At 51.0% G+C, this 18,093-nt stretch carries 17 protein-coding genes; 11 read left to right on the top strand and 6 right to left on the bottom strand.

Features of this window, described 5'->3' with window-relative positions; translation table 11 throughout:
• Positions 1-135: 135 nt before the first annotated feature.
• From lolB to dauA, 4 genes are all read left to right on the top strand, one after another.
• Entirely contained in the window at positions 136-747 is a 612-nt protein-coding gene (gene lolB / locus QVF11_RS11760; RefSeq protein WP_142514062.1) for a lipoprotein insertase outer membrane protein LolB, read from the top strand.
• Entirely contained in the window at positions 747-1,595 is an 849-nt protein-coding gene (gene ispE, locus QVF11_RS11755) for a 4-(cytidine 5'-diphospho)-2-C-methyl-D-erythritol kinase (protein ID WP_185930844.1), read from the top strand. Before lolB ends, ispE begins: the two co-directional genes overlap by 1 nt.
• Before the next feature lie 183 nt (positions 1,596-1,778).
• Entirely contained in the window at positions 1,779-2,726 is a 948-nt protein-coding gene (gene prs, locus QVF11_RS11750; RefSeq protein ID WP_110274385.1) for a ribose-phosphate diphosphokinase, read from the top strand.
• 124 nt (positions 2,727-2,850) lie between these two features.
• On the top strand, positions 2,851-4,530 hold the full coding sequence (gene dauA / locus QVF11_RS11745; protein ID WP_112213365.1) for a C4-dicarboxylic acid transporter DauA: 1,680 nt from the start codon (positions 2,851-2,853) through the stop codon (positions 4,528-4,530).
• Here dauA and QVF11_RS11740 read toward each other — a convergent pair whose 3' ends face one another.
• Positions 4,531-5,577, bottom strand: coding sequence for a MerR family transcriptional regulator (locus tag QVF11_RS11740; protein WP_112213364.1), 1,047 nt, complete (start codon positions 5,575-5,577; stop codon positions 4,531-4,533).
• Positions 5,578-5,781: 204 nt separating this feature from the next.
• Positions 5,782-6,057 carry a stress-induced protein YchH gene (ychH, locus tag QVF11_RS11735; protein WP_004103160.1) on the bottom strand — a complete coding sequence of 92 codons (276 nt, stop codon included), beginning with the start codon at positions 6,055-6,057 and terminating at the stop codon, positions 5,782-5,784.
• Between the two features lie 272 nt (positions 6,058-6,329).
• Here ychH and pth point away from each other — a divergent pair, with 272 nt between their 5' ends.
• The 6 genes from pth to QVF11_RS11705 all read left to right on the top strand — a co-directional run bounded on the left by pth (position 6,330) and on the right by QVF11_RS11705 (position 11,617).
• Positions 6,330-6,914, top strand: coding sequence for an aminoacyl-tRNA hydrolase (gene pth, locus QVF11_RS11730; RefSeq protein WP_110274203.1), 585 nt, complete (start codon positions 6,330-6,332; stop codon positions 6,912-6,914).
• A 117-nt stretch (positions 6,915-7,031) separates the two neighbouring features.
• Complete coding sequence (gene ychF / locus QVF11_RS11725; RefSeq protein WP_287857046.1) at positions 7,032-8,126, top strand: redox-regulated ATPase YchF; 1,095 nt, start codon at positions 7,032-7,034, stop codon at positions 8,124-8,126.
• Between the two features lie 536 nt (positions 8,127-8,662).
• Positions 8,663-8,857 (top strand): hypothetical protein, encoded by a 195-nt coding sequence (locus QVF11_RS11720; RefSeq protein ID WP_287857044.1) that lies wholly within the window; start codon positions 8,663-8,665, stop codon positions 8,855-8,857.
• Positions 8,858-8,986: 129 nt separating this feature from the next.
• The gene (locus QVF11_RS11715; RefSeq protein ID WP_112213363.1) at positions 8,987-10,426 is read left to right on the top strand and encodes a sugar porter family MFS transporter; all 1,440 of its coding nucleotides are present in this window, start codon (positions 8,987-8,989) and stop codon (positions 10,424-10,426) included.
• Complete coding sequence (locus QVF11_RS11710; protein WP_112213362.1) at positions 10,423-10,857, top strand: PTS sugar transporter subunit IIA; 435 nt, start codon at positions 10,423-10,425, stop codon at positions 10,855-10,857. The genes QVF11_RS11715 and QVF11_RS11710 overlap by 4 nt, the downstream gene beginning before the upstream one ends.
• A gap of 232 nt (positions 10,858-11,089) precedes the next feature.
• Positions 11,090-11,617: a lipocalin family protein gene (locus QVF11_RS11705; RefSeq protein ID WP_287857041.1), complete on the top strand. Its 528-nt coding sequence runs from the start codon at positions 11,090-11,092 to the stop codon at positions 11,615-11,617.
• Between the two features lie 87 nt (positions 11,618-11,704).
• On the opposite strand, the gene QVF11_RS11700 is transcribed toward QVF11_RS11705, so the two are convergent.
• The 3 genes from QVF11_RS11700 to QVF11_RS11690 form a co-directional block, all read right to left on the bottom strand.
• Positions 11,705-13,279 (bottom strand): sensor domain-containing diguanylate cyclase, encoded by a 1,575-nt coding sequence (locus QVF11_RS11700; RefSeq protein ID WP_112213360.1) that lies wholly within the window; start codon positions 13,277-13,279, stop codon positions 11,705-11,707.
• A 186-nt stretch (positions 13,280-13,465) separates the two neighbouring features.
• A complete protein-coding gene (locus QVF11_RS11695; protein ID WP_287857038.1) occupies positions 13,466-14,488 on the bottom strand; it encodes an aldo/keto reductase in 1,023 nt (340 codons plus the stop codon).
• 23 nt (positions 14,489-14,511) lie between these two features.
• Positions 14,512-15,066, bottom strand: coding sequence for an NAD(P)H-dependent oxidoreductase (locus QVF11_RS11690; RefSeq protein ID WP_112213358.1), 555 nt, complete (start codon positions 15,064-15,066; stop codon positions 14,512-14,514).
• Positions 15,067-15,204: 138 nt separating this feature from the next.
• On the opposite strand from QVF11_RS11690, the gene QVF11_RS11685 reads away from it, so the two are divergent.
• On the top strand, positions 15,205-16,104 hold the full coding sequence (locus QVF11_RS11685) for a LysR family transcriptional regulator (protein WP_287857036.1): 900 nt from the start codon (positions 15,205-15,207) through the stop codon (positions 16,102-16,104).
• Between the two features lie 45 nt (positions 16,105-16,149).
• Here the strand turns inward: QVF11_RS11685 and pckA are convergent, their stop codons facing one another.
• Positions 16,150-17,790: a phosphoenolpyruvate carboxykinase (ATP) gene (gene pckA / locus QVF11_RS11680; protein WP_287857034.1), complete on the bottom strand. Its 1,641-nt coding sequence runs from the start codon at positions 17,788-17,790 to the stop codon at positions 16,150-16,152.
• Positions 17,791-18,093 lie beyond the last annotated feature (303 nt).

Raw genomic sequence — 18,093 nt, 5'->3', positions numbered from 1 at the left:
GACAACTTGAACGTAGACGCTACCGCCCGGCGACGCTAGCATTAAAGGTTATTATTGTAACCCGCTACACAAATCGGCCGCGACTTTATCCCATTCGCCGTATTTCACTGTAGACATCAAGGATTTGTCATCATTATGAATCGACTGTTCCGCCTGTTGCCGCTGGCCAGCCTCGTTCTGACCGCCTGTACGATTAACGCTCCGCAAGGACCAGGTAAAAGCCCTGACGCTCCGCAGTGGCGTCAGCACCAGCAAGATGTCCGCAATCTCAATCAGTTCCAGACACGCGGCGCTTTTGCTTACCTCTCAGATGAACAAAAAGTGTATGCCCGTTTCTTCTGGCAGCAGACCGGCCAGGACCGCTATCGTCTGCTGCTGACTAACCCGCTCGGCAGCACAGAACTGTCGTTGACCGCGCAGCCGGGCAGCGTGCAGATGATTGACAATAAAGGACAGACCTACACCGCGACCGATGCAGAAGAGATGATTGGCCGCCTGACCGGCATGCCGATTCCGCTCAACAGCCTGCGTCAGTGGATTATTGGCCTGCCTGGCGAAGCTACCGACTACTCGCTTGATGATCAGTACCGCCTGCGCGAGTTGAACTACACGCAAAACGGCAAGACCTGGCATGTCACCTATAGCGGCTACACCACTGATACGAAACCCTCACTTCCGGCCAATATGGAACTCAACAACGGCAGTCAGCGCATCAAGCTGAAAATGGATAACTGGATTGTGAAATGATGACCCGCTGGCCCTCTCCTGCGAAGCTGAATCTGTTTTTGTACATTACCGGACAGCGTGCCGATGGTTATCACACGCTGCAGACGCTGTTTCAGTTCCTTGATTATGGCGACACGTTGACCATCGAACCGCGTGATGATGGTCAACTGCGCCTGCTGACGCCGGTGGACGGCGTGCCGGATGATGAGAACCTGATTATCCGCGCGGCAAGGTTATTAATGCAGGCAGCCTCTGAGCGCGGGACCCTGCCCGCAGGCAGTGGCGCCGACATCAGCATCGATAAGATTCTCCCCATGGGCGGCGGTCTCGGCGGCGGTTCGTCCAACGCGGCCACCGTACTGGTAGCGCTTAATCATCTATGGGGCTGCCATCTTTCAGAAGATGAACTGGCCGCTTTAGGTTTGCAGCTAGGTGCTGACGTACCGGTGTTCGTTCGCGGTCATGCGGCTTTTGCCGAAGGCGTGGGTGAAATCCTGACGCCGGTAGAGCCAGAAGAAAAGTGGTATCTGGTAGCGCATCCGGGGGTCAGCATCCCCACACCGATCATTTTTCGCGATCCGGAACTTCCTCGTGATACCCCGAGCAGGTCAATTAATACGTTATTAAAATGTAAATTCGGCAATGATTGCGAGGTTATCGCAAGAAAACGTTTTCGCGAGGTTGATGCGGCGCTTTCCTGGCTGCTAGAATATGCGCCGTCGCGCCTGACTGGTACCGGTGCATGTGTGTTTGCTGAATTTGACACTGAATCCGCCGCTCGTCAGGTGCTTAAAAAAGCCCCGGCATGGCTGCATGGCTTTGTAGCGCGAGGTGTTAACATCTCTCCGCTCAAGCAATCGCTGCTCTAAGTCCTGCTGAATTTAGCAAAAAACGGCGAGTACGCCGGGGATACTGAGTTACGGTGACAACGTCACCCTGTTCCAGACGTTGCATCGAGCTCTTTAAATACACCGCCTGGATGGAATCGTGCCGACCCGCACAGTTTTTGGCCCGTTTCATCCACCACTGGACGCATGCCTGAGGTTCTTCTCGTGCCTGATATGAAGCTTTTTGCTGGTAACGCTACCCCGGAACTAGCACAACGTATTGCCAACCGCCTGTACACTTCTCTTGGCGACGCCGCTGTAGGTCGTTTTAGCGACGGCGAAGTCAGCGTACAAATCAATGAAAACGTACGCGGTGGTGATATTTTCATCATCCAGTCCACTTGTGCTCCCACCAATGACAACCTGATGGAATTGGTTGTTATGGTTGATGCTCTGCGTCGTGCTTCGGCAGGTCGTATCACCGCTGTTATCCCCTACTTCGGTTATGCTCGCCAGGACCGTCGTGTTCGTTCTGCTCGCGTACCTATCACCGCAAAAGTGGTTGCCGACTTCCTGTCCAGCGTTGGCGTCGACCGTGTCCTGACCGTTGATCTGCATGCAGAACAAATTCAGGGCTTCTTTGATGTTCCGGTTGATAACGTATTCGGCAGCCCAATCCTGCTGGAAGACATGCTGCAGCTGAATCTGGATAACCCAATTGTGGTTTCTCCGGACATCGGCGGCGTCGTTCGTGCTCGTGCTATTGCCAAGCTGCTGCACGATACCGACATGGCTATTATCGACAAACGTCGCCCGCGCGCTAACGTCTCTCAGGTGATGCACATCATCGGTGACGTCGCTGGTCGTGACTGCGTGATGGTTGACGATATGATTGATACTGGCGGTACCCTGTGTAAAGCAGCAGAAGCACTGAAAGAACGTGGCGCTAAACGCGTATTCGCTTACGCAACGCACCCGATCTTCTCAGGTAATGCTATCCAGAATATCCAAAACTCTGTGATTGACGAATTCGTCGTCTGCGATACCATTCCACTGGCACCAGAAATCAAAGCGCTGGCAAAAGTTCGTACTCTGACGCTGTCTGGCATGCTGGCCGAAGCGATTCGTCGTATCAGCAACGAAGAATCCATCTCTGCCATGTTCGAACACTAATCGAGCCCGGCATAAAAACCCGCTGCGGCGGGTTTTTTTGTCTCTAAACCTAATTTGTATGATTAATGCCTCCTTCACCTGCCATTCAGTTGACAGATGATGCGCTCATGGATGAAACATTATTGTGAATAGATTATTTTCCTCACATGTGATGCCTTTCCGCGCCCTCATCGACGCTTGCTGGAAAGAAAAATATACCGCATCGCGATTTACCCGTGATGTCATTGCCGGGATTACCGTCGGGATCATCGCCATTCCTCTGGCGATGGCGCTGGCAATAGGCAGCGGCGTAGCACCGCAGTACGGTCTCTATACCTCGGCGGTGGCGGGGATCGTGATTGCATTAACCGGCGGCTCACGCTTCAGCGTTTCCGGGCCAACTGCCGCTTTCGTGGTCATCCTGTACCCGGTTTCGCAGCAGTTTGGCCTTGCGGGGCTGCTGGTGGCGACGTTAATGTCGGGGGTGTTTTTAATTCTTTTCGGCCTGGCACGCTTTGGTCGCCTGATTGAGTACATCCCGCTGTCGGTCACGCTCGGTTTTACCTCCGGGATTGGTATCACCATTGGTACCATGCAGATTAAAGATTTCCTCGGCCTACAGATGGCCCACGTGCCTGAACATTATTTGCAGAAAGTCGGTGCTCTGTTTATGGCCCTGCCGACGATTAACCTCGGTGATGCGGCTATTGGCGTGGTCACGCTAGGGATCTTAATTTTCTGGCCGCGCCTGGGGATCCGTCTTCCAGGCCACCTTCCAGCTCTATTGGCAGGCTGTGCGGTGATGGGCGTAGTTAACCTGGTTGGCGGCCACGTCGCCACTATCGGCTCTCAGTTCCACTATATTCTCGCCGACGGCAGCCAGGGCAACGGTATTCCGCAACTGCTGCCGCAGTTGGTTCTGCCGTGGGATATGCCCGGTTCGGACTTTACGCTCAGTTGGGCCTCGCTGCAGGCACTGCTCCCGGCGGCGTTTTCGATGGCTATGCTAGGGGCGATTGAATCGCTGCTCTGCGCCGTGGTATTGGATGGCATGACCGGCACCAAGCATAAAGCCAATAGTGAACTGATTGGCCAGGGCCTTGGCAACATCGTTGCACCGTTCTTCGGCGGTATTACGGCCACTGCCGCCATTGCCCGTTCAGCAGCAAACGTTCGTGCTGGCGCAACCTCACCTGTTTCCGCCGTGATCCACGCCCTGCTGGTGATCATGGCACTACTGGTCCTCGCGCCGCTGCTTTCCTGGCTGCCGCTTTCCGCGATGGCGGCGCTGCTGCTGATGGTGGCATGGAATATGAGCGAGGCGCATAAGGTTGTGAACTTACTGCGTCACGGCCCGAAAGACGACATTATCGTACTGCTGATGTGTATGTCGCTGACCGTGCTGTTTGATATGGTTATCGCCATCAGCGTTGGTATCGTGCTGGCCTCACTGCTGTTTATGCGCCGGATTGCGCGCATGACTCGTCTCGCGCCGGTCAACGTTGAAGTGCCTGACGATGTGTTGGTGCTGCGCGTGATAGGGCCACTGTTCTTCGCTGCCGCTGAGGGGTTGTTTACCGATCTGGAAACGCGGGTTGAAGGTAAACGTATCGTTGTGCTGAAGTGGGATGCGGTGCCGGTGCTGGATGCAGGTGGGCTTGATGCCTTCCAGCGCTTTGTCAATAAGCTGCCGGAAGGCTGTGAGCTGCGCGTCTCTAACCTCGAGTTTCAACCGCTGCGTACTTTGGCGCGCGCAGGCGTTAAACCGATTGCGGGTCGCCTGAGCTTTTACCCGGATCGTAACGCCGCGCTGGCGGACATTTAATTACCTGGCGGCAGGCCCCTGTGCCTGCCGCATCATCACCCCTATAGCCTGCTGAAGCCAGGCAAGCACCTCCGGAGTCATCCACGTTCCCTTCATCAAATGCGGCTCCTGCTCCATCGCGTTGCGAAATTTCTGTTGAGTTTGCGGGTTATCTCCGGCGTAAGATTGAAACAACGCCAGCCAGCGTTGTGCAAGATGCTGTCCTTGCGATGAAGCTGGTTTCAGCTGTTCGCGACACGCATAATGCAGATCGGCCACCAGCGCCGGCCATTCCATCAGCCGATCGAAATAGTGCTGCCGGGTAAACGCCAGCTCCTCGGCGTTCAGATAGCGCGCCCAGATCTCCAGCTTACTTTCCGCAAAAGCGTGAGTGATAAAATCAATGATCTGCGGGGTAACGCCGGTTTGTTCGCACATCTGTGGTTCGGCGGCATGCATTTCATTCAGCCGGGTCAAAAATTCAGGTCGTCCGGCGGTATCCTGCTCTAACTGTTCCATCCAGCGTGTCGCCAGACTCATCGCCTGAGGGGCATCTGCCGGGCATTGCTTGCGCATTAATCCCTGAACTTCATTAACCAGCGCCCGCCAGGCTTGATTACGTTGCTCATCCTGCTCCGCGAACGGCAGCACCTGTAGTTCCTGTTGACTAAACCAGCGATCGTACATTTTCATTAGCTCCAGCATCTGTAGCCAGGACTCCAGATCGGGGTCGCTTCCCCTGTCTAACTCATCGCGCAGCAGCGCCAGCCGTTCGCGTAGCGTTGAGATGGTTTGTAGCTGCCGATCAAGAGTGGTTATCTGCTTGACCAGCAGGTCAGACAGCGAGAAAGCATCCCTGGCGAGATAGTCCTTAATAGTGGCGAGTTCCAGCCCGGCCTGAGCCAACACCTTGATCATATGCAGCCGCTGAACGGCCGCCAGATTGTATAGCCGGTAACCCGCCGCGCTTCTGGCTGAAGGGGTCAGCAATCCTGTTTGTTCATAGTGATGTAGCGTGCGAACGGTTATTCCGGCACGCTTCGCCAGTTCTCCCACCTGAATTAACATGACTGCTCCTTTCGTTTACCAGTGACGCCACTCTGCTGTCTGACGTTACGTCAGGGTCAAGTGCTAAGTATACGAATTTGGATCGCGCCGTAGTATTCGAAAAGGGTAACGGAAAGGGAATTTAGACAACAATAGAGGAATAGCCTGCCCAGGCTATGATAGAACGCACCAGCCGTCATGAACGGCTGGCGGAATGGAATTCACTCAGCTGTGGCGATGCTGATCGCGGCGGCAGCGTTTGTCGTAGTGACGAACCCACCAATATCTGTCGCTGACCTGTTCATGGCCGCCGATACGCGCACCTGCCAGCCACAGAACCGCGCCGACAAAAATGCTTAAGATTGCGCCATGCGCAAAAAACTGCGGCAGGTCAAGCTGCGGAAGCTGGTTTAGAATAGAGTAACCAACGCCGACAACCATGACGACCAACCCCAACCCCATCAGCACATTACCGAGTAACGAAGCGTTTCTGCGTTTCATATGTCACCTCCGGAACCTTGGGTTGCATGGGAATATCCCCAAATCTTGTAGGTATAGTATAGACAATGACCAATAAGGCGATTGCGTGGACGATCACATAAGCGAACATCAAACCAACAAAAGTTTACAAATAACCTACTGAACTACATCAAATTCTAATTGTTCAAACCCGAAACCATCATGACACGCAGCGTTTCGCTGGCAGAATTTTGTCAACTGCGCGCGCAGACAGTACACTACGCGCCAGAGAACGACCCATTCAGGACAGAAAAGTGACCATAAAATTGATTGTCGGCCTGGCGAATCCCGGCGCTGAATACGCAGCGACCCGACATAACGCCGGTGCCTGGTATGTAGATTTATTAGCTGAGCGCAACCGCGCACCGCTGCGCGAAGAGAGCAAATTCTTCGGCTACACCTCACGGATTAACCTTGCTGGTGAAGATGTTCGTCTGCTGGTACCCACCACCTTTATGAATCTTAGCGGTAAAGCCGTATCGGCAATGGCAACCTTCTTTCGCATCAATCCAGATGAAATTCTGGTGGCCCATGATGAGCTCGACCTGCCGCCCGGCGTAGCTAAATTCAAACTTGGCGGCGGCCATGGCGGCCATAATGGCCTGAAAGACATCATCAACAAACTGGGTAATAACCCGAACTTTCACCGCTTACGTGTGGGAATCGGTCATCCGGGCGATAAAAATAAAGTTGTCGGTTTTGTTTTGGGGAAACCGCCCGTTAGCGAACAGAAACTCATTGATGAAGCTGTTGACGAAGCGGTGCGTTGTACCGAAGTTTGGCTGAAAGAGGGTCTCACCAAAGCAACCAACCGATTGCACGCTTTTAAAGCGCAATAACCGGTCGACGTGCGGAATTTTTGCCGCGCACGGTGTATAATAGGCAAAGCTATTTACTTTTCTACAATCTGCTCACTGTAACAGGTTGATTATCCAAAGATTAAGGTGATTTAAATCATGGGATTCAAATGCGGTATCGTCGGTTTGCCCAACGTCGGCAAATCCACCCTGTTCAATGCGCTCACCAAAGCGGGTATTGAAGCGGCCAACTTCCCCTTCTGTACCATCGAGCCGAACACCGGTGTCGTTCCGATGCCCGATCCGCGTCTGGACAAACTGGCTGAAATCGTCAAACCACAGCGTATCCTGCCAACCACCATGGAATTCGTCGATATCGCAGGTCTGGTAAAAGGCGCGTCTAAAGGCGAAGGTCTGGGTAACCAGTTTCTGACCAACATTCGTGAAACTGAAGCTATCGGTCACGTGGTGCGCTGCTTTGAAAACGACAACATTATCCACGTTAACAATAAAGTGGATCCGGCTGACGATATCGAAGTTATCAACACCGAACTGGCGCTGTCCGATCTGGACACCTGTGAGCGCGCCCTGCACCGCGTGCAGAAAAAGGCCAAAGGCGGCGATAAAGACGCTAAAGCTGAGCAGGCTGCTCTGGAAAAATGCCTGCCGCAGCTGGAAAACGCCGGTATGCTGCGTGCGCTGAAAAACCTGACCGAAGAAGACAAAGCAGCGATTAAATACCTGAGCTTCCTGACCCTGAAGCCAACCATGTATATCGCTAACGTCAACGAAGACGGTTTTGAGAATAACCCGTACCTCGATAAAGTGCGCGAAATCGCAGCTGCGGAAGGTTCTGTCGTGGTTGCCGTTTGCGCCGCTGTTGAATCCGATATCGCTGAACTCGACGATGCCGATCGCGAGGAGTTCATGGCTGAACTGGGAATTGAAGAACCGGGTCTGAACCGAGTTATCCGCGCTGGTTACGAACTGTTGAACCTGCAAACCTACTTCACCGCTGGCGTGAAAGAAGTTCGTGCGTGGACCATCCCAGTCGGTGCAACTGCACCGCAGGCGGCAGGTAAAATCCACACCGACTTCGAAAAAGGCTTTATCCGCGCCCAAACCATCGCCTTTGATGACTTTATTACCTATAAAGGTGAGCAAGGTGCTAAAGAAGCCGGGAAAATGCGTGCTGAAGGTAAAGATTATATTGTTAAAGATGGCGATATCATGAACTTCCTGTTCAACGTCTAATCTCTTTTTATCACTAAAAAATCCACGCAGATGCGTGGATTTTTTTATGCCCCGACTCATACAAGATACATTTGAATTAGCGGTCACAAGTCAAACAGTAAAGATCCGCGCCCCTACCCTTTACCACTTCTCTTGCCAACTCAGACTTGCCATCCAGGTTCTGCCGGGAGTGGTTTTCAGTCCATCAAATTTCGAATAAAATATAAAATAAATACAAAAATAGAATTTTAATTTCATTAATGAGTTTTAATAACAAATGTGATATATATCATAAATTTAACATTAAATCCCAAGAAATCATAATCCACAATCTTTTAAATGTTAAAAAATAACATTCAATATCAATATGTTATAAAAACATCATTGTATCTGATGCCATGAGTACTCATTCGGACCCACCGCAATCGAAATGAAATTTCCAAAATGTGATCTATTTGCATTTTCATTTCAAAATTAAATGCCATAATCTCACCTCACTAAACGCACTTTGATTACGTTAAGGTGCAGCAGAAATCCTAACCCCCCCGGAGGATTCCATGAGAGAAGTGAAATCAGAACTTATTGGTACCGTCTATGTTGGCGATTGCCATACCACCACCAGTTCACACGAAAATGCTACCGGGGACATTCTGTACGCCAACGACCCCGGAGGAAAACCCCCTACATATACTGATGATTCATCATTAATCAAAAGAAGCCTCTTTGACCGGATTTATTTAGCGAATAACTAAAAGAGCTAAGTAGCACAAAGAACAAAAATCATTTCATGCCCGTCATATGCTAGCGAACTAAAAGATCGGCCATGGTTGGGGATGATTTATTTTTATCTTGTGCCGTTAATCAAAACAAAAGGTATAAAAATGTCTCTTATAATGAATCTGAACCTACAACAGAGAAAACGACTACACCAAATCACTTTAGTAGCAACATTTGGCGGCCTGCTATTCGGTTACGACACAGGAGTTATTAATGGTGCATTTTCCTCACTGAAACAATATATGGCTCTGACACCAACCACAGAAGGTCTGGTAATGAGCGTGTTGCTGATCGGTGCCGCCTTAGGTAGCGTTTTCGGAGGGAAGTTCGCCGATTTCTTTGGCAGAAGAAAGTACCTGCTCTTTTTATCATTTGTTTTTTTCATCGGCGCACTAATGTCCGCACTTGCTCCAGATATCACGGTTCTTCTTATTTCTCGTTTTATTCTGGGTTATGCTGTCGGTGGCGCCTCAGTAACCGCACCAACATTTATTTCTGAAGTCGCACCAACGGAAATGCGCGGTAAACTGACTGGCTTAAACGAAGTAGCGATTGTTATCGGACAGTTGGCCGCATTTGCCATCAACGCCATTATAGGCATTGTCTGGGGCCACCTCCCCGAAGTCTGGCGATATATGCTAATGGTACAAACCATACCCGCCATCTGCTTGTTTGTCGGTATGTTGCGCTCGCCTGAAAGCCCCCGCTGGTTGATCAGTAAAAACCGCCATGAAGAAGCCCTGGAAATATTAAAACAAATTCGTCCGCTCGAACGTGCGATGAAAGAATTCAATGACATCACAACGTTAATTAAAATCGAAGCGGATAAAAAACTGGCTAATAAAAACTCTTTCGTAACGATTCTTCAGACACCGTGGATTCTCAAATTACTCATCGTTGGCATCGTTTGGGCCGCCTTGCAACAAACCACCGGCGTCAACGTCATTATGTACTATGGCACGGAAATCCTGAGTACTGCAGGGTTCTCGGAAAGAACTTCACTGATATGCAACGTGCTCAATGGCGTATTTTCAGTAGGTGGCATGATATTCGGCGTGATGTACCTCGTTGACCGTTTTAAACGCAAGACCATCATCATCTACGGCTTTGCTCTCATGGCAACCCTCCACCTAATCATCGCTGGCGTAGACTACACCCTCGTCGGCGATATTAAAGCCACCGCAATCTGGCTGCTTGGCGCGATGTTCGTTGGGGTCATGCAGGGGACGATGGGCTTTATTACATGGGTGGTATTAGCCGAACTCTTCCCACTGAAATTCCGCGGATTATCGATGGGTATCTCGGTATTTTTCATGTGGGTAATGAATGCGATAGTCAGCTATCTGTTCCCTTTATTACAGGCCAAACTCGGGTTGGGCCCGGTGTTCCTTATCTTCGCTGCCATTAACTATTTAGCTATCATATTTGTCATAACAGCGTTGCCAGAAACATCGAACAAATCGCTGGAACAGTTAGAAGAAGAACTTTCCTCGAATAAATATGATGCACAACTCAACACAGCGACAAAGGAAAGCGGATTATGATCGATAATATTACGCTGGATAACTTGCACTTATCATGTCAGGCCAAAAATAAAGCCGAAGTTCTTTCCATGATTGGTGCTGACTTCAGAAAAAAGGGATATGTCAGCGAGGATTGCGTTGTTTTCCTCAACGAGAGAGAACGTCAGGTCTCTACTTTTTTAGGTAACGGCATTACGCTGCCGCATCTTCCTAAGTCAGCAACTAATATTATTGTTAAAAGCGGAGTGGAAATCTTTCAGTTTCCTGATGGCGTAATCTGGGATAGAAGCAATGTCATGTTCATTGCTATCGGCGTTATTGCTAAAGAGAGCGAGCATATCGATGTCCTGAGAGAAATCGCCTCTATTTTTAGCGATGAAATTATTGCCAGGGCGTTGTCACTCATCTCCAACAAGCAAGACTTCCTGAAAATACTGCAGCAGCATCAATAGTCCTCGAATGACCAGGCCTGCAAATAAGCAGGCCTGGTCCTCATCGCCTGTTGAGCATCCCTTCTTTTCGGCCATAGTATTCTTCTCATCATAACTCCATATACCTTCCATGACACGGGACGATGAGCAAGAAAAGATTTTTCCTAATATACAGCGATTATTACCACAGCGAATGAAACGCCTAAAGCCTGGGCTACACTTAGTTTTCACCGAGTTGATAAAAGGACTTCCGATGAAAATATGGCCCGTTCTGACCGGCGTCGCTATTGCACTGACGTTGGTTGCTTGTAAATCCCCAACCCCTCCGAAAGGGGTCCAGCCCATCATAGGGTTTAACGCCGGTCGCTACCTTGGCAAATGGTACGAAATCGCACGCCTGGAGAATCGTTTTGAACGCGGTCTTGAACAAGTAACCGCAACTTACGGTAAACGCGATGATGGCGGGATCAGCGTTCTCAACCGGGGTTTTGATCTGCAGAAACAAAAATGGAATGAGAGCCAAGGCAAAGCCTTTTTTACCGGCGCACCGACCACTGCAGCGCTTAAAGTTTCATTCTTTGGGCCGTTTTATGGCGGCTACAATGTGATCGCGCTGGATGATAAATATCAATACGCGTTAGTCAGCGGCCCAAATCGAGATTACCTGTGGATCCTGGCGCGCACGCCGACGATCCCCGATGCCGTCAAGCAAGAGTATCTCGGCATTGCTCGCGAACTGGGTTTCCCGGTAGATAAATTACTCTGGGTTAAGCACGGATAAAAAGTCACCAGCAGATTATCAGCATTGATGCGATAATTTTGTGAGGATTCACGCCTTCAGCAAGACAGGTGATACGGCCCCGTCTGCTCAATTTTTGTAAAGCGCAAATCCTTGCTTATCACTAACCCACACCTGATTCCTCCCGGCTCCTTTGGCTTGATACATTGCCAGATCCGCCTGCCGCAGGAGTTGGCTGATATCATCACAGTCAGCGAGTGCTGCCACTCCGGCCGAAAGAGTCACTTTGGCGCCGTTTGGAAACTGCGTCTCGGATACCGCAACCCGTATGCGTTCCACGGCGGAAGCCGCAGTCTCAAGAGTGCAATCCGGTAGGAAGAGGATAAATTCTTCCCCACCGAACCGGCAGACAATATCATTTTGCCGCGCCAGCGATCGAAGCAGTTTGCCAAAGCTAACCAGAACCGCATCCCCCCCATCATGGCCCAGGCGATCGTTGATGTCCTTGAAGTGGTCAATATCAATAGCAATAACGCAGTGTTCACCGACCAAAAAACGCTCTTCAACCAAAGAGCTGAACCCTTTACGGTTATAAAGACCCGTGAGCGGATCCGTCATTGCCTCATCGCTAAGTAAATTAACCTGTCGCGACATTGTTTCCAGATGATGGCTGACGGCTTCCCTCAAACGCTCCGCCTCCTGATAGCCAGGATTGAGCTGAGCCAATTGCTTAAGCGCTTTATCGCTATCTTCAGTGCGGGTAAATTTGGCCAGTTTTTCCAGAGGCATAGAGATTCGCCCGGCAAAAAATATCACTATAGCGATAGTCAGAATAATAATGCCCAGAGTGAACCAGAAAGCATTAATGATGGTCTTCATCAAAATACGAGAGACGTTTTCAGAAGTGCCTGAAATGAAAACTTTCCAGTCGGCCTGCTGCAGGCTTGCGTAGCCGATAAGGCTGGCACCACTTTTTTGTTTATCCACGAAGTGACCGCTACCCGCGTGCGCCAGCCTGGCTTTGATGGCCGAATCAGTACTCACATCGGTACCAATCAACACGGGATCGTCGCTAAAAAGAATCCGCCCTTCTGCCGTGACGATACTGACATCCGCCTGGTTTGCATAAAAATGCTGACCCAGAATTTCACTCAGCATGCTGTGTTTTTTTAGATAGATAGTACCGCCGATAAAACCAATGTAGTGGCCTTCACGTGAGAATAACGGTTGCGAAATAAAGACAACGTAGTTACCCGTCGCGGAGGTGAATGGCGGTGATATATAAGCTTTTTGGCTGCGGATGGCATGCTTACTGGCTTCAGAATGCAACGTTAATCCAACCAGATTGAGGCTCTCCGGGGAGGTTGCAGCGATCACCGCATCAGCCGTCACTATCACCACTGAATTGAAAAAACCGGACTGCATCCGCAACCTGTCAGCCTCTTCTCTCAACTGCTTACGATCGTGAAGCCCGATGATCAGGTGGGCACTGTACGCCAGTTCTTGCTGCGCAACGCCCAGATAGCGATCGGTGGTATCAGCAAGCTTGCGTGCGTAGGCAATATTGCCTTGCAACAGGCTATTCTCAATATTTCCTTTCTGAAACACCGTCAATGCACTCAGCAGAAGCACAGAGGTCAACACTATCCCGCCAACTGACAGAAATAGCATAAGGGTGCGTAACCGGTAACGTTTTTTGTTCATGAATAAAATAGGGCAGCAAATGCGTGAGGCTAGTGTAGCGAGTCTGCTCAATTTTGCGCACAACTATCAACACGACATAATCTTTTTTAACAGATGCACTGAACGGACGTGGTCAGGAATTCCCTGTCATGAGCACGCCAACCGGTAAATCGCGCCCCCAACGATTGCGGTGGCGACCATATTCTGTCAACGCGTCCAGACCTGCTTTTGGTCTTTAGTTTGCGCCGTATTTTGCGTCATAACCCCCGAAAGAGTATGCGGTTGATAACACGCTTCCAGGTAACGAATCTCATCGTTATTAAGCTGTAAATTGACCGCATTTACCGCTCCGTCAATATGGTGTTTTTTTGTTGCCCCCACCACTGGCGCACTTACTTTCGTTAATAGCCAGGCAAGCGAAATCTCCGTCATGGAAACCTGACGACGGGAGGCAAGCTCAGCCACCCGTTCAATGATGACCCGGTCCTGCTGCGCAGTTTTATCATACTTCCCCTTGGCATAAGTATCTTCGCTGGCGCGCCGGGTTTGATTATCACCCAGGCGAGCAAGCCGACCGCTGGCCAGCGCACTATAGGGGGTCATCGCGATATTATCCTCGGCGCACAGCCCGGCCAACTCGCGTTCGTCCTCGCGCATAATCAGATTGTAGTGGCTTTGCACGCAAACAAAGGGCGTCAGGCCTTCACGTTCGGCCAGCACATTGGCTTTGGCCAATTGCCACGCATAGCAATTTGAAATACCAATGGCGCGTACTTTCCCCACTTTAACCGCATGATGCAGCGCCTCAAGAACGTCAAGAATCGGCGTGTTATAGTCCCAGATATGGTAGATGTAGAGATCGACGTAATCCATTCTCAGATTGCGCAGACTCTGGTCGAGAGATTGTGCGATAGCCTGCTGGCCGCTTACGCCATCTGCGATCTGCTGCGCCGTCCGCGGCAGAAATTTCGTCGCGACCACTACGTCATCGCGCTTTGCCATGTCGCGCAGCGCCCGTCCGACATAGCGTTCGCTGGAACCATTTTGGTAGGCAATCGCGGTATCGTAAAAATTAATCCCCTGCTCCAGCCCATAGCGGATAATTTCGCGGCTGGATGATTCGTCAAGCGTCCAGCTGTGCTGGCCTGCGGTGGCGTCGCCAAATCCCATACATCCCATGCAGATACGCGATACCGTTAACTCACTGTTGCCCAACTGTCTGTATTGCATTTGGTCACTCCCGGTTTATCTGCTCAGGATAACGCGTTTAAGGCGGCGATCAGGCGACCAGCATGATCCTGAGCCATCGCTTTCTGCTGCGCTATCTTAGCCTCATCACGCTCGGCATAGCTGATCCCGCAGGTATAAATCGGCGCTTGCCACTCCAGATTGCACAGAGCAGCGGTGGTCGCAAACTGAACCAGATAATCCTCAACGGCATGACCGAAAAAACCATCAGCGGCATAAAGTACTGAAGGAGCACCGGTGGTAAACGAGAGGAGGAGTTTTTTACCGCCGAGCTTAGCCTTTGAGCCGTGGGCAAAGCCGTGAACGAAGACCTGGTCGAGCCATAATTTCATCAACCCCGGCAGCGAATACCAGGAGAACGGAAATTGCCATACGATAACATCAGCTTTTAGCAGCGCCTCCTGCTCGGCGAAGACATCAATATTGAAATCAGGATAGAGCCTATCCAGACGACGGATTTCAACATCAGGCAGCGCTCGCGCCACCTCGTTAAGAATAGCGGCATTACCGACGGACTCACTCAGATTGGGATGCCCTGAAACGATCAGTATATTTTGCATTTTTCTTTCTATTACAAGGTATTGTTGAACATGCAAACAGTTTAAACAGCCGCTATTCTTTTTTTTAGAGTATTAATAGTTCAAAGACTTTTAGATAATGGCTAACAATACACGTCCAGGATGAATCAGGATGAAGTGATGAATAACGTGATTTACAATCAAATCCGTATCTTTCAAAGCATTGCCCGAGAGGGAAGCATCTCGGCGGCGGCACGCAAACTGGAAATCACCCCGCCGTCGGTCAGTAAAGCGCTAAAACTCCTTGAGCAGCACCTTGGTCATCCGCTGTTTATCCGCACTACCCGGCGTATTGAACTGACCGATGCCGGGCAACAGCTTTTGCAGCAAACCTCTGCGGCGGTCGATTCACTGGAAAAGGCCCTCGACAGTATTAAGGAGAGCAGCCAGCAGCCTTCCGGCCTGATCCGAATCACCCTCTCCCGCTTTGCTTACCTGCTGATACTTAAACCTTTTATGGCCGAGTTCTGCCAGCGTTACCCTGGCGTGCAACTGGAGATTTCGGTTTATGATGGAACCATCAATATCATTGAGGAGAGATTCGACCTGGGTATCCGCTTTGGCGATATTCTTGAGGGTGGCGTCGTCGCCCGTCAGCTCCTGAAGCCTTTGCGCGAAGGGCTTTACGCTTCGGTGGCCTATCTTGAAGAATTTGGTACACCCGTCTTGCCAGCTGACCTCCATCAGCACAGGCTGATCGGCTACCGGTTTATCACCAACAACCGTATCCTGCCCCTGATGCTGGAAGATAAAGGAGAACAGCTCACCGTAGAAATGCCGGTACAGCTCATCAGCAACGATATTGACGTTATGGCCGACGGGATCCGCAGCGGATTGGGCATTGGGCGATTGTTTGAGCCCATCCACTGGCTACAGCCGGATCGGGAAACGTTTATTCCGGTCATGGAGCCTTACTGGAAAACCTATCCGCCGGTTTATCTTTACTATCCGAAAAGCGCGGGGAAAACGAAGCGGGTGAAAGCCTTGATCGATTTTTTGCTGACCAAAACGGCACCATAAAAAACCCGAGCGGGTGCCCGGGTTGGACTCTGATGCTGAAATGCATTATACCGTGACAGCTGATTTTTTAACGACCGGACCAGCTAACGCCAGCCGTGCTCCCGCCTCGGTATCGCTATACTGTTTAAAGTTATCCATAAACAGCTGCGCCAGGCTTTCCGCTTTCTCCTGCCACTTATCGGCAGAAGACCAGCCGCTGCGTGGGTCGAGCAGCGCGCTCTCTACGCCAGGGACGCTTTCAGGGATCGACAGACCAAAGATCGGAACCACCTCTTCACGCAGCTCGCCAGTGGTACCGTTTAAAATGGCGTTGATGATATTACGCGTATCGCGCAGCGACAGGCGTTTGCCTTCCCCGTTCCAGCCAGTATTCACCAGCCAGGCTTCGGCACCAGACTCCGCCATTTTAGCAGCCAGAACGCTGGCATACTGCGTCGGGTGCAGCAGCAGGAACGCCGCGCCATAGCAGGCGGAGAACGTCGGCGTGGGTTGAGTAATACCGCGCTCGGTCCCCGCCAGCTTCGAGGTAAAGCCAGACAGGAAGTGATATTGCATCTGTTCGGTCGTTAAACGAGAAACCGGCGGCAGTACGCCAAAAGCATCGGCGGCAAGGAAAATCACCTTCGACGGATGGCCCGCACGGGATACCGGCTTAACGATATTTTCGATATGTGCTAAAGGATACGAGACCCGGGTGTTCTCGGTCTTACTGCCATCGGCGTAATCGACGCTACCGTCAGCTCTGACCACCACGTTCTCCAGCAGCGCATTGCGGCGAATCGCACGATAAATTTCCGGCTCAGCCAGCGGGTCAAGATTGATAGTCTTGGCGTAACAGCCGCCTTCAAAGTTGAACACGCCATCGTCATCCCAGCCGTGCTCATCATCGCCGATGAGCTGGCGCAACGGGTCGGTGGAAAGCGTCGTTTTACCGGTACCAGAAAGGCCGAAGAACAGCGCGACGTCGCCCGCTTCTCCGCGGTTGGCCGAGCAGTGCATTGAGGCAATCCCCTGCTGAGGCAGCAGATAGTTCATTACCGAGAAGAGTCCTTTCTTCATCTCGCCGCCGTACCAGGTACCGCCGATCAGCTGAATGTTCTCGCTGAGATTAAAGGCGACAAAGTTCTCTGAGTTAAGCCCTTGCTCCTGCCATTTTTCGTTGGTGCATCCCGCACCGTTGAGCACCACGAAGTCCGGCGTAAATTCAGCCAGCTCTTCGGCGCTGGGAGCAATAAACATGTTTTTGACGAAATGCGCCTGCCACGCCACCTCGGTGACAAAGCGTACACCCAGGCGTGTCGCCGGACTGGCACCGCACCAGGCATCAACGACATACAGTTTTTTGCCGCTAAGCTGTCCGGCGACCAGCGCCTTCAGGTCAGCCCAGATTTCCGTTGTTAACGGTTTATTATCGTTACGACCGAGACCGGAGTCGGCCCACCAGACGGTATCGCGCGTTAGGGAGTCTCTGACAATATATTTGTCGCGCGGCGAGCGTCCGGTAAAAATCCCGGTATCTACGGCAACCGCGCCGGACTCGGTCATGACGCCACGCGCCGCGCCGGTTAATTCCGCGCTGGTTTCATGCGCAATCAGCAGATCGTAATCGGGGTTGTAAAACAGCTCGCTGCTTTCCTGAATACCAAGCTCAAGAAGAGCGTCTTTTACTGATTCAATACGTGACATGGAACTCCTGACAAACTATTGGCTGGATAAGATGCATCGGTTATTTCAGCCTGTTTAATCTGGCGGATTATTTTTAGCAGATAAATCCTGGCAGAAAATAAATAAACAGGATGAGCAGACCGGAGCTTGCGATTTAAAATCGTGCTCGTGTAGGGTGTCGCCTGTACTTTTGAAAATGCCGCTTTTACCGCTAAGTAATAAGCTGAACTGCAGAAAATGTTAGCATTTGTGGTTGATTGTGTTAATTGCATAGTTTCTATGCGTTATGCTAAAATTGCATAGCTATTAATGCAGTGTTGAGGA

Origin of the sequence: Klebsiella sp., from assembly GCF_027492335.1 — a bacterium.
GTDB classification, from domain to species: Bacteria; Pseudomonadota; Gammaproteobacteria; order Enterobacterales; family Enterobacteriaceae; genus Klebsiella; species Klebsiella huaxiensis.
The sequence above is the reverse complement of the archived record's forward strand: the minus strand, read 5'-3'. Positions and strand labels throughout refer to the sequence as shown.

Bases quoted from the DNA above. Each gene is read 5' to 3' on its own strand.
- pckA (WP_287857034.1), bottom strand. From the start codon at position 17,790: ATGTCACGTATTGAATCAGTAAAAGACGCTCTTCTTGAGCTTGGTATT.
- QVF11_RS11685 (WP_287857036.1), top strand. From the start codon at position 15,205: ATGAATAACGTGATTTACAATCAAATCCGTATCTTTCAAAGCATTGCC.
- QVF11_RS11715 (WP_112213363.1), top strand. From the start codon at position 8,987: ATGTCTCTTATAATGAATCTGAACCTACAACAGAGAAAACGACTACAC.
- QVF11_RS11705 (WP_287857041.1), top strand. From the start codon at position 11,090: ATGAAAATATGGCCCGTTCTGACCGGCGTCGCTATTGCACTGACGTTG.
- lolB (WP_142514062.1), top strand. From the start codon at position 136: ATGAATCGACTGTTCCGCCTGTTGCCGCTGGCCAGCCTCGTTCTGACC.
- ychH (WP_004103160.1), bottom strand. From the start codon at position 6,057: ATGAAACGCAGAAACGCTTCGTTACTCGGTAATGTGCTGATGGGGTTG.
- ychF (WP_287857046.1), top strand. From the start codon at position 7,032: ATGGGATTCAAATGCGGTATCGTCGGTTTGCCCAACGTCGGCAAATCC.
- QVF11_RS11710 (WP_112213362.1), top strand. From the start codon at position 10,423: ATGATCGATAATATTACGCTGGATAACTTGCACTTATCATGTCAGGCC.
- QVF11_RS11690 (WP_112213358.1), bottom strand. From the start codon at position 15,066: ATGCAAAATATACTGATCGTTTCAGGGCATCCCAATCTGAGTGAGTCC.
- ispE (WP_185930844.1), top strand. From the start codon at position 747: ATGACCCGCTGGCCCTCTCCTGCGAAGCTGAATCTGTTTTTGTACATT.
- QVF11_RS11740 (WP_112213364.1), bottom strand. From the start codon at position 5,577: ATGTTAATTCAGGTGGGAGAACTGGCGAAGCGTGCCGGAATAACCGTT.
- QVF11_RS11695 (WP_287857038.1), bottom strand. From the start codon at position 14,488: ATGCAATACAGACAGTTGGGCAACAGTGAGTTAACGGTATCGCGTATC.
- QVF11_RS11700 (WP_112213360.1), bottom strand. From the start codon at position 13,279: ATGAACAAAAAACGTTACCGGTTACGCACCCTTATGCTATTTCTGTCA.
- QVF11_RS11720 (WP_287857044.1), top strand. From the start codon at position 8,663: ATGAGAGAAGTGAAATCAGAACTTATTGGTACCGTCTATGTTGGCGAT.